Origin of the sequence: Clostridioides sp. ZZV15-6383 (genome assembly GCF_020657735.1) — a bacterium.
GTDB classification, from domain to species: domain Bacteria; phylum Bacillota; class Clostridia; order Peptostreptococcales; family Peptostreptococcaceae; genus Clostridioides; species Clostridioides difficile_D.
In genome coordinates this window covers 60,666-71,636 of sequence record NZ_JAGWCV010000014.1, presented here as the reverse complement: position 1 = coordinate 71,636, position 10,971 = coordinate 60,666, and the positions used below count along the sequence as shown (strand labels likewise).

The following is a 10,971-nucleotide window of genomic DNA, read 5'->3' as shown; positions in this document are numbered from 1 at the left end:
ATCCTGAGCCAGGATCAAACTCTCAAATAAAAGTTTATCAGGCTCAGATACTATTGTTATCAAAATATCTGGCTTTATGGTTTGTTTCTTGTTTATAAATTAACCTACTGTTTAATTTTCAAAGTTCTTTTGTCTTATTTTAGTGCTCCTTTTGGGCACTCATATATAATATCATCTATATTATTCGAAGTCAACAATTTTTTAACTTTTATTTTAAATATTTTTTTGTCAAAACAAAAATAGCCTATATTAATGCATTTTAATTGCTTTAATACAAGCTATTTACATATTCAGACCTATTTTTATAGTTATTTCAGCTCAAATATTTTTGTATTCCTATGTATATTGCCCATGCTATTTTTTCTTGATATGTTTCATCAGTTAAAAGCTTACACTCTTTATCATTTGATAAAAATCCACACTCTATTAATACTGATGGAATATCATTTTCTTTCAAAAGATATATATCATCTCTTGGTTTGACTTCTCTGTTGTTTGTCTTATCTACCACTCTTTTAAGTTCTTCTTGAATACATTTTGATAATTCTTTACTATCTTGCTTATCTTTAGGATAAAAAGTTTGAGCCCCATAGTATTTTGATTGTTCAAATGCATTGAGATGTATAGAGACAAACATATTGGCATTAGAATTAGATATTATTTCTTTTCTATTTTTCAAATTTTCATTATATTTTTGCCTTGTAGTTTTATTACCCTCTTCTTTATAAAGACTACTGTCATCCTCTCGAGTTAATATTACAAGACCCCCACTTGACTCTATAAGCTCTCTAAGCTTAAGTGTTATTGCTAGGTTAATATCTTTTTCAGATGTGCTCTTATCCTTGTTTAATGCACCTGGATCAATTCCTCCATGACCAGCATCGAGAATTATCGTTTTGTTTGTTACTGGCATGTACTTGATAACATCTTCAGAAATATTTTTAACTTCAAATATGGATACTACTACTAGACATACCATAACAAAACTAAAAATTATATGTTTTATGTACTTTCTCACAACATCACCCTGTATATGTATACTTATAAAAACACTATAATATTCCAGATATTAGTACAAACATATAAATTTTATTCTAATATTTATATACCTTTATTTATTAGTATTAATATATATTATTGTGTAATGGTGCTATATTCGTATCCCTTTTTAATTCGCTATATTTATCTAACATTAAATACTACATAATAGATTATATCTAATTTATATTATAGACTATAATATGTATATTTAGAATTTTTATTGTTACATAATACTTTCAGCTATACCTTATATAAATTTTCAAACCATCTTCTTTTATTAATATACAGTTTGAACGTTATTGGCATATATCTTTTATTAAATAGTTAAAATAAAAAAGGATGCTCTTCTTACTGAAAAGCATCCTAATAAGATATCTTATTATTTTATTGTATATCAATCATTAACTTAACCCAACATTTTTAACATACCAATACTTTCTGAATGACAGTAAATAAAGGATTTTGTTTTTCCCCAAAAATAAGTAATTATCTTTTTGAGAACTGTGGAGCTCTTCTTGCTGCTTTTAATCCGTATTTCTTTCTTTCCTTCATTCTTGCATCTCTAGTTAAGAAACCTTCTTTCTTTAAAGCAGGTCTTAAATCTAAATCAGCTTTTAATAAAGCTCTAGATATACCATGTCTTATAGCTCCAGCTTGTCCAGTGAATCCTCCACCTTCAACTTTTACTATAACATCATATTTATTTTCATTACCAGTTAAAACTAATGGTTGTTTAACATCTCTTATTAATGTCTCATAGTTAAAATAATTTTCTAATGCTCTTCCATTTACTAATATATTTCCTTCACCTGCAACTAGTCTTACTCTAGCAACAGAACTTTTTCTTCTTCCAGTTCCATAATATTGAACGTTAGCCATTATAAACTCCTCCTTTCACCTATTAATCTTACTTAAAGTTTAAAACTTCTGGATTTTGAGCTGCATGAGTGTGTTCAGCACCTGCAAATACTCTTAATCTAGTCATCATTCTGCTTCTTAATTTGTTTTTAGGTAACATACCACTTACAGCATGTGATATAACTTCTTCTGGTTTTTTATCCATCATATCTCTGTAAGATATTTCTTTTAATCCACCTACATAACCAGTATGGTATCTGTAGTATTTTTGATCTAATTTCTTACCACTTAAAACTATTTTTTCTGCATTTACTACAACAACAAAATCTCCACCATCAACGTGAGGAGTAAATGTTGGTTTATGTTTACCTCTCAATACTGTCGCAATTTCTGTTGCTAAACGACCTAATGTTTTTCCTTCAGCATCAACTAAGTACCATTTTCTTTGTACATCAGCTGGCTTAGCTATATAACTTTTCATAACTGTCCCTCCTTAACTACTTTTCATAAAATTTTTTTACCGTTTATGTCAAGTCCGGGGCAAGTGGACTTATTAACACATTCTCATATATTTTAATACATGTGGCCTGGTGTGTCAAGTTAATAATGAACTTTTTTAAGAAATAATCCTTGTGCTGGAGCTGTATGTCCACATTTTGACCTAGTTTTTGATTGTATTATATCCAAAAATGGCTCATTGATTTTACCACGACCTATATCAACAAGTGTCCCAACAATAATTCTCACCATGTTATACAAAAAACCATTACCACTAATCTCCAAAGTAATCAAATCATCTTTTTTATTTATATCAATATCATATATCGTTCTAACTGTATCTTTTACAGATGAACCAGAACTCATAAATCCTTTAAAGTCATGTGTGCCTAACAAACTTCTTGATTCCAAACACATTTTATCAAAATCAAGTTTATATTTTACTTGATATGATATATCACTAAGTATTGGATTTCTAAACTTGCTATTATATATTAAATATTTATATGTTTTACCCTTTGCACTATATCTTGAATGAAAATCATCATTTACTTCACAGGCTTTTATAACTGATATGTCTTTTGGCAGTTTAGAGTTTAATGCCATTGGTATACTTTCTACACTTATGCCTGAACTAAGTTTAAAATTTGCAGTTTGACCAAGAGCATGAACTCCTGAATCAGTTCTACCTGACCCTACAAGTTTAACTTCTTCTTTTGTTATATCATATATAGCTTTTTCAATTGTACCCTGTATTCCTAAAGAATCAGGTTGCTTTTGCCATCCACAATAATTTCTACCATTATATTGGATTGTAATTTTTATATTTCTCATATTTTACCTCATTTATATCTATAACATCTTAATTAGATTGCTATAAATCTAGTAGCTATAATTGCTCCTAGATAGATAACCTGAAATACACATGCCATATAATCTCCTCTTGCTATAACAGACTCTCTCATTTTAGTTCTATTATGTCCACCTCTATAGCATCTGGCTTCCATAGCCATAGCCAATTCATCAGCCCTTCTAAATGCACTCACAAATAAAGGCACCAAAAGTGGTACTAGATTCTTTGCTCTATTTATAAGATTCTTACTTTCAAAGTCTGCACCTCTAGACATCTGAGCCTTCATTATTTTATCTGTCTCATCTAACAATGTAGGAATAAAACGTAAAGCAATCGTCATCATCATTGCAAGTTCATGAACTGGCAAACCAATTTTTTTAAATGGATTCAGTAATCTCTCTATTCCATCAGTTAATTCTATTGGTGAAGTTGTTAAAGTAAGTAATGATGTACCAATTACTAAAAATATTAATCTTATTGCCATAAAAATTGCTTGTCTTAAACCCTGTCTTGTAATAGCTAAAAATCCAAATGACCATATCTCATCACCTGGTAAGAAAAAAATATTTATAAGAAATGTAAACAAAATAATCCACTTAAGAGGTTTCACACCTTTAACAATATATTTAACTGGTATATTAGCTAATTTTATCATACATAATAAACATAATAAAACCACTATATAAGGCCAAAATTTATTTACTACAAATATAGATACCATAAATACAATTGTTCCTACAAGTTTTATCCTTGGATCTAATTTATGAATAGCAGAACTCGTTGGGTAGTATTGCCCTATAGTTATATCTTTTAACATAATCCTCGTCCTCTCACAACTTTTAATATTTCCTGTTTTGCTTCCTCTAAAGTCAATATGTCTTCTCTAATGTCAAAACCTTTTTCTCTCAATTTCAATGCAAGCTCTAAGACTTGCGGGATATCTAATCCTATTTCCTTCAATTTATTAGCATTTGATTTAAATACTTCTCTAGGAGTTCCCATAAATTCTACTTTACCATGATTCATAACAATTAAAGTTTTTGCTAACTTTGCCATATCATCCATACTATGTGATGATAGTATTATAGTCATATTATTTTTTTCATGTAAGCTTTTTATTAAGTTAAAGATTTCATCTCTTCCTCCAGGGTCAAGACCAGCAGTTGGTTCGTCCAATATAAGAACTTCTGGGTTCATAGCTATAACTCCAGCAATCGCTACTCTACGTTTTTGACCTCCAGATAATTCAAAAGGAGATTTATCTTTAAATTCCTCATAATCAAGCCCTACAGCTTCCATTGATGCTTTTACCCTGTCATGTATTTCAGACTCCTCTAAGCCCAAATTAGTGGGTCCAAAGGCTATATCTTTATCAATCGTTTCTTCAAACAATTGGTATTCTGGATATTGAAATACGACACCCACTCTTTTTCTAATATCAGTTAGGTTCAAATTTTTATCTGTTATATTAAAATCATTTATAAATATTTCTCCTGAGGAAGGTTTTAATAATCCATTTAAATGTTGTATTAATGTAGATTTTCCTGACCCTGTATGACCTATAAGACCAACAAAATCTCTATCTTTAATCTCAAAAGAAATATCATCAAGTGCCTTACTTGCAAAAGGCATTCCTTCATTATATATATGTGTTAAGTTCTTTACTATAATTGACATAATTCCATCACCATCTCATCCACAGTTAATATATCACTACCAATATTCATACCTTCTTCTATCAATAAACTAGATAATTCTGTCATGCAAGGTACATCTAAACCGATTTCCTTTAACATCTTTATTTTACTGAATACTTTTCTAGGAGTTCCCTCTAAGATTTTCTTCCCTTTTTCCATAACGACAACTCTATCAGCCTCTACTGCTTCCTCCATAAAGTGTGTTATATGTATAACAGTTACATTTTCTTCCTTATTAAGTCTTTTTATTGTTTTCATAACTTCTTTTCTTCCAGATGGGTCTAACATTGCGGTTGCTTCATCGAATATTATACATTTAGGCCTCATAGCAATAATTCCTGCTATTGCAACTCTTTGCTTTTGACCACCTGATAACAAGTGAGGTTGTCTATCTCTTAAATCATACATACCTACACTCTTTAAAGACTCTTCTACAATACGTCTTATTTCTTTTGGCTCTATACCTAAGTTCTCAGGTCCAAATGCAACATCTTCTTCTACTATTGTAGCAACTATTTGATTGTCTGGATTTTGAAACACCATCCCTGCAGTTTGTCTTATATCCCATAATCTTTCTTCTTCTTTAGTATCCATACCATCAATAATAATATTTCCTTCAGTAGGCATAAGAATAGCATTTAAATTTTTAGATAAAGTAGACTTACCAGAACCATTATGTCCTATTATCGCAACAAATTCTCCTTTTTTAACATCTAGGCTTAAATTATCTATTGCTTTAAGTTTTGCTTCATCTGTAATATACTCAAACGAAATATTATTTACCTTTACTATATTATCCATTAATTCATACTCCTTTTAGTAAGCAATAACTTATAAAAATCATTTTACACATTATTATATCATACCTTGGTCAAAAAAATAAAAAAAAGATTAAGCCATCAAGCCTAATCCTTTCCTTACTATACTAATTCTATAAAAGCCATTTCAGCAGCATCGCCTTTTCTTGGCCCTATTTTTATTATTCTAGTGTATCCACCATTTCTCTCAGCATATTTTGGAGCTAAATCTGTGAATAAGTTATTAACTACTGTTTCATCCATAACATAAGCTAAAACTTGTCTTCTAGCATGAAGATCTCCTCTTTTAGCAAGAGTTATCATCTTTTCAGCCATTCTACGAGTTTCTTTCGCTCTAGTTACTGTAGTTTCTATTCTTCCACTTCTTAGTAAGCAAGTTACTAAGTTTCTTAACATAAGGTTTCTGTGAGCTGTTTCACGTCCTAATTTACGGTACTTAGCCATTCTTATCCCTCCTTTGCTCGCTATTCTTCACTTGGTTTTAATCCTAATCCAAGTTCTTCTAGTTTTTGTATTACCTCTTCTAATGACTTCTTACCTAGGTTTCTAACCTTCATCATATCATCTTCAGATTTATTAGCTAATTCTTCAACTGTGTTAATTCCCGCTCTCTTTAAACAGTTATATGATCTAACTGATAAATCTAATTCTTCTATAGTCATTTCAAGAACTTTTTCTTTTTGATCTTCTTCTTTTTCTACCATGATTTCAACACTACTTACATGTTCAGTTAAGTCTATAAATAAGTTTAAATGCTCAACTAATACCTTTGCAGCTAATGATATACCCTCTTGAGGATTTATACTACCATTAGTCCAAACTTCTAGTACTAATTTGTCATAATCTGTTTTTTGACCAACTCTTGTGTTTTCTACATGATAACTAACTTTCTCAACAGGAGTATATATTGAATCCACAGGTAAAACACCTATTGGAACATTCTCTGTTTTATTTTCTTCAGCAGAAACATAACCTCTACCTTTATCTACAAATATCTCCATATTAAGTTTAGCATTATCATCTAATGTAGCTATTGCTAAATCTTTACTTAATATTTCAACATCTGGAGGACAGATTATATCTGAACCTGTGATAGAGCATGGTCCTTGAGCTTCTATTTTAAGTGTTCTACTTCCTTCACCATCTATAGTTGCTGAAAGCTCTTTTAAAGTTAATATTATCTCAGTAACATCTTCCTTAACACCAGGTATTGTAGAGAATTCATGAAGAACTCCATCTATTTTTATAGCATTTACTGCTACACCTGGTAATGATGATAATAATATTCTTCTTAGTGCGTTACCTATAGTTATTCCATATCCTCTTTCTAGAGGCTCTATAACAAACTTACCATATCTATAGTCTTCGCTAAGCTCAACTATATCTACTTTTGGCTTTTCTATTTCTATCATGGACAAAACCCTCCTTAAAATTCAGTAATCCACTGAGGGTAAACAAAATTTTAAAATAATTTTTAAAAGTGTGCTTATTATTTAGAGTAAAGTTCTATGATTAAGTGCTCTGCTATCTCAAGATCTATATCTTCTCTTGTTGGAACACCAACTACTTTTGCTGTCATTCCTTCTACATTAGCTTCTAACCATTTAGGAGCTATTCTTGAGTTAACTTCTACCAAATTTTTGAATTTTGCAGAAGATCTTGATTTCTCTTTAACTTCTATAACATCTCCTACCTTAACTATTAATGAAGGTATGTCTACTTTATTTCCATTTAAAGTGAAATGACCATGAGTCACTAATTGTCTAGCTTCTTTTCTAGAAGATGCTAGTCCCATTCTGTAAACTACATTATCTAATCTTCTCTCTAATAAACTTAATAAGTTCTCACCTGCTTTACCAGGCATGTTTTCAGCACGTTCATATAAATTTCTAAATTGAGTCTCTAAAACTCCATATATTCTCTTAACTTTTTGTTTTTCTCTTAATTGTAATCCATAGTTAGAAACTTTCTTTCTTCCTTGGCCATGTTGACCTGGAGCATAGTTTCTTTTTACTATAGCACATTTATCTGTATAACATCTATCACCTTTAAGGAATAATTTCATTCCCTCTCTACGGCATTGTCTACATGATGCACCTGTATATCTTGCCATTTATCTACACCTCCTATTTGTACTCTTATTAATTACACTCTTCTTCTCTTTGGTGGTCTGCATCCGTTATGTGGGATTGGAGTAACGTCTTTTATCATAGTTACTTCTAGTCCAGTTGCTTGTAAAGCTCTTATTGCAGCTTCTCTTCCTGAACCTGGACCCTTTACGAATACCTCAACACTTTTTAGTCCGTGTTCCATCGCAGCTTTTGCAGCTGTTTCAGCAGCCATTTGAGATGCAAATGGAGTTGATTTTCTTGATCCTTTGAATCCTAATTGTCCAGAACTTGCCCAAGATATAGCATTTCCGTGAACGTCAGTTAAAGTTATTATTGTATTATTGAAAGTTGATTGTATATGAGCATGACCACGTTCTATATTTTTACGTTCTCTTCTTCTAATACGTGTAACTTTCTTTTTTGGTTTAGCCATTTTCCTTTTCCCTCCTTCATCTAGTTATTATTTATTTATTTTTTCTTTTTACGAGATACTGTTTTTCTAGGACCTTTTCTAGTTCTAGCATTAGTCTTAGTTCTTTGTCCTCTTAATGGAAGACCTTTAGCATGTCTTATTCCTCTATAACATTTTATATCTCTTAATCTCTTTATGTTTAAAGCAATTTCTCTTCTTAAGTCACCTTCAACTAAGAAATCGTCATCTATAACTTTTCTTAACTCATTAACTTGATCTTCTGATAAATCTTTTATTCTAGTATCTGGATTTATCTCAGCCTTAGCTAATATTTCGTTAGCAGTCGCTTTACCTATACCATATATATAAGTTAAGCCTATCTCCGCTCTTTTTTCTCTAGGTAAATCTACCCCAGCTATTCTTGCCATGATCGCACCTCCTACACATAGTTTTTAGTGTTTAAAACTTCACATCATATGCCAATCCTACGCCAGATTGTTCAACGATTTTAACGTTCTTTTGTTAACATCACAATATAGTATTATACTATAAAATTTAACAAAATGCTAGTAATAATTTCTTATCCTTGCTTTTGCTTATGCTTTGGATTTTCACAGATAACCATTACTTTTCCTTTTCTTTTTATTACTTTACATTTTTCACATATTGGTTTTACTGATGGTCTAACCTTCATTATTAATCCCTCCTTAGACTAAATATTAATATAGTCTACTTCTTACGCCAAGTAATTCTTCCTCTTGTAAGGTCATATGGAGAAAGTTCAACATTCACCTTATCACCTTCAAGAATTCTTATGAAGTTCATTCTTAGCTTTCCAGAAATGTGGCATAATATCTCATGTCCATTTTCTAATTTAACTTTAAACATAGCATTAGGTAAAGCTTCTGAAACTGTACCTTCTAATTCTATAACATCTTTTTTGGCCATTAACTAACCAGCCCTCCATTTCAATAAGTTAAATTATCTAACTTAACTTAGTAAGTTCAGCTCTTAAAAAAGAATCTGTAATCTCTTGTCCAGATACTACCCTTTTTCTAACTTCATCATTAATAAAATTATATTTTTTTAAGTGCTTCACTTTCTTTAACTTAGGTTTGTCAAGTTTTCTTTTCTTTCCATCAGCTATTAATACATATTCATTATTAACTATTTTGACTACGAAAAATAAATTTCCTTTATCTCGTCCTAATGAAACTTTAACAACTTGACCTATACTTAAATTATCTGATAGCACTTTTTTCACCTACTTTTTAAATTACAACTTTGTCAATATCAAAGGTTCATGTTCAGTAATTGCTATCGTATGCTCATAATGAGCTGATTTTTTTCCATCTATTGTAACAGTCGTCCACCCATCTGATAGAGTCTTTACATGATAACGACCTGCATTAACCATCGGCTCTATAGCAATAACCATTCCTTCTCTAAGTCTTGGTCCTTTTCCTGGGAGTCCATAATTAGGTACTTGTGGATCTTCATGAAGATTTGCTCCAACTCCATGCCCCACTAAATCCCTAACTACTGAGAAACCATGTTTCTCAACGTGTGTTTGTACTGCGTGTGAGATATCTGAAAGTCTATATCCTAATTTAGCAAATTTTATTCCTTCATAGAAGCTTTCTCTAGTTACTTCTATCAATTTCCTATCTTCTTCAGATATCATGCCTACTCCGTGAGTTTTGGCAGAATCACCATGATATCCTTTATAATAGGCTCCTATATCCAAACTTACAATGTCTCCTTCTTTTAATATGGTTTCTCCTGGAATCCCATGTACTACTTCTCTATTGATAGAAGCACATATACTTCCCGGAAAACCTCCATAGCCTTTAAAAGAAGGTTCTGCATTGTATTTTCTTATATTCTCTTCAGCTATTTTATCTAATTCTAAAGTAGATATTCCCGCAGAAATAGCTTTTCTTAAAACTTCATGAGTATCAGCAACTATTTTACCTGCTTCTCTTAAAAGTTCTATTTCTTTTTTTGATTTCAAGATAATCATTTATTTTCCACTTCCTAAAGCTGCAACAATATCTTCAAATACTTTATCTATTGCTTGGTCACCTTTTATATCTGCTATTATACCTTGTTTGCTATAATAATCTACTAAAGGTTTAGTTTCATCTAGATAAACTTGTATTCTCTTAGATACAGTTTCTTCATTATCATCAGCTCTTTGATATAATTCCCCTTGGCACACATCACATACGCCTTTTACTTTAGGAGGATTAAACTCAACATGGTAAGTAGCTCCACAAGACTTACATATTCTTCTACCAACTGCTCTAGATACTAGTATGCTCTTATCAACTTCAATATTAACAACTTTATCTAGTGATATGCCAGCATTTTTCAAGAATACATCTAAATGTTCTCCTTGTGCTACATTTCTTGGAAATCCATCTAACATAAATCCATTTTTACAATCTTCTTGAGATATTCTATCAGTAACTAAACCTACAGTTAACTCATCTGGTACTAATAAACCTTGGTCCATGTATTCTTTTGCTTTTTTTCCAAGTTCTGTTCCCTCTTTTATATTCTTTCTGAATATATCTCCTGTTGATATATGAGGTATATTGTATTTTTCTACTATTCCTGCCGCCTGAGTACCTTTACCAGCACCTGGAGGTCCAAGTAATATTATTCTCATATTATCCAT

The 10,971-nt window shown here is 31.0% G+C and carries 17 protein-coding genes; all 17 read right to left on the bottom strand.

Annotated elements, in window-relative coordinates:
- Nucleotides 1–313: 313 nt before the first annotated feature.
- Entirely contained in the window at nucleotides 314–1,018 is a 705-nt protein-coding gene (gene cwlD / locus KGF42_RS07620; RefSeq protein ID WP_079740149.1) for an N-acetylmuramoyl-L-alanine amidase CwlD, read from the bottom strand.
- 509 nt (nucleotides 1,019–1,527) lie between these two features.
- Nucleotides 1,528–1,920 (bottom strand): 30S ribosomal protein S9, encoded by a 393-nt coding sequence (gene rpsI / locus KGF42_RS07615; protein ID WP_003421105.1) that lies wholly within the window; start codon nucleotides 1,918–1,920, stop codon nucleotides 1,528–1,530.
- 28 nt (nucleotides 1,921–1,948) lie between these two features.
- Nucleotides 1,949–2,380 carry a 50S ribosomal protein L13 gene (gene rplM, locus KGF42_RS07610; protein ID WP_003421107.1) on the bottom strand — a complete coding sequence of 144 codons (432 nt, stop codon included), beginning with the start codon at nucleotides 2,378–2,380 and terminating at the stop codon, nucleotides 1,949–1,951.
- Between the two features lie 119 nt (nucleotides 2,381–2,499).
- A complete protein-coding gene (gene truA / locus KGF42_RS07605) occupies nucleotides 2,500–3,231 on the bottom strand; it encodes a tRNA pseudouridine(38-40) synthase TruA (protein ID WP_054274712.1) in 732 nt (243 codons plus the stop codon).
- Between the two features lie 32 nt (nucleotides 3,232–3,263).
- Nucleotides 3,264–4,067 (bottom strand): energy-coupling factor transporter transmembrane component T family protein, encoded by an 804-nt coding sequence (locus KGF42_RS07600; RefSeq protein ID WP_054274711.1) that lies wholly within the window; start codon nucleotides 4,065–4,067, stop codon nucleotides 3,264–3,266.
- Complete coding sequence (locus tag KGF42_RS07595) at nucleotides 4,061–4,927, bottom strand: energy-coupling factor transporter ATPase (RefSeq protein WP_227823028.1); 867 nt, start codon at nucleotides 4,925–4,927, stop codon at nucleotides 4,061–4,063. Before KGF42_RS07595 ends, KGF42_RS07600 begins: the two co-directional genes overlap by 7 nt.
- The gene (locus KGF42_RS07590; RefSeq protein ID WP_227823029.1) at nucleotides 4,915–5,748 is read right to left on the bottom strand and encodes an energy-coupling factor transporter ATPase; all 834 of its coding nucleotides are present in this window, start codon (nucleotides 5,746–5,748) and stop codon (nucleotides 4,915–4,917) included. Before KGF42_RS07590 ends, KGF42_RS07595 begins: the two co-directional genes overlap by 13 nt.
- Nucleotides 5,749–5,867: 119 nt before the next feature.
- Nucleotides 5,868–6,209, bottom strand: coding sequence for a 50S ribosomal protein L17 (gene rplQ, locus KGF42_RS07585; protein ID WP_003421117.1), 342 nt, complete (start codon nucleotides 6,207–6,209; stop codon nucleotides 5,868–5,870).
- A 20-nt stretch (nucleotides 6,210–6,229) separates the two neighbouring features.
- Nucleotides 6,230–7,177 carry a DNA-directed RNA polymerase subunit alpha gene (locus KGF42_RS07580; protein ID WP_054274708.1) on the bottom strand — a complete coding sequence of 316 codons (948 nt, stop codon included), beginning with the start codon at nucleotides 7,175–7,177 and terminating at the stop codon, nucleotides 6,230–6,232.
- 77 nt (nucleotides 7,178–7,254) lie between these two features.
- A complete protein-coding gene (gene rpsD, locus KGF42_RS07575; protein ID WP_003421121.1) occupies nucleotides 7,255–7,878 on the bottom strand; it encodes a 30S ribosomal protein S4 in 624 nt (207 codons plus the stop codon).
- Between the two features lie 32 nt (nucleotides 7,879–7,910).
- Entirely contained in the window at nucleotides 7,911–8,309 is a 399-nt protein-coding gene (rpsK, locus tag KGF42_RS07570) for a 30S ribosomal protein S11 (protein WP_003421122.1), read from the bottom strand.
- 35 nt (nucleotides 8,310–8,344) lie between these two features.
- Nucleotides 8,345–8,716: a 30S ribosomal protein S13 gene (gene rpsM, locus KGF42_RS07565; protein WP_003421125.1), complete on the bottom strand. Its 372-nt coding sequence runs from the start codon at nucleotides 8,714–8,716 to the stop codon at nucleotides 8,345–8,347.
- 152 nt (nucleotides 8,717–8,868) lie between these two features.
- Entirely contained in the window at nucleotides 8,869–8,982 is a 114-nt protein-coding gene (gene rpmJ, locus KGF42_RS07560; RefSeq protein WP_002509257.1) for a 50S ribosomal protein L36, read from the bottom strand.
- Nucleotides 8,983–9,017: 35 nt separating this feature from the next.
- Complete coding sequence (gene infA / locus KGF42_RS07555; RefSeq protein ID WP_003421127.1) at nucleotides 9,018–9,236, bottom strand: translation initiation factor IF-1; 219 nt, start codon at nucleotides 9,234–9,236, stop codon at nucleotides 9,018–9,020.
- A 37-nt stretch (nucleotides 9,237–9,273) separates the two neighbouring features.
- Nucleotides 9,274–9,543 carry a KOW domain-containing protein gene (locus tag KGF42_RS07550; RefSeq protein ID WP_227823031.1) on the bottom strand — a complete coding sequence of 90 codons (270 nt, stop codon included), beginning with the start codon at nucleotides 9,541–9,543 and terminating at the stop codon, nucleotides 9,274–9,276.
- Between the two features lie 21 nt (nucleotides 9,544–9,564).
- Nucleotides 9,565–10,311 (bottom strand): type I methionyl aminopeptidase, encoded by a 747-nt coding sequence (gene map / locus KGF42_RS07545; protein WP_227826054.1) that lies wholly within the window; start codon nucleotides 10,309–10,311, stop codon nucleotides 9,565–9,567.
- Nucleotides 10,312–10,962, bottom strand: coding sequence for an adenylate kinase (locus tag KGF42_RS07540; RefSeq protein WP_107595767.1), 651 nt, complete (start codon nucleotides 10,960–10,962; stop codon nucleotides 10,312–10,314).
- Nucleotides 10,963–10,971: the final 9 nt, after the last annotated feature.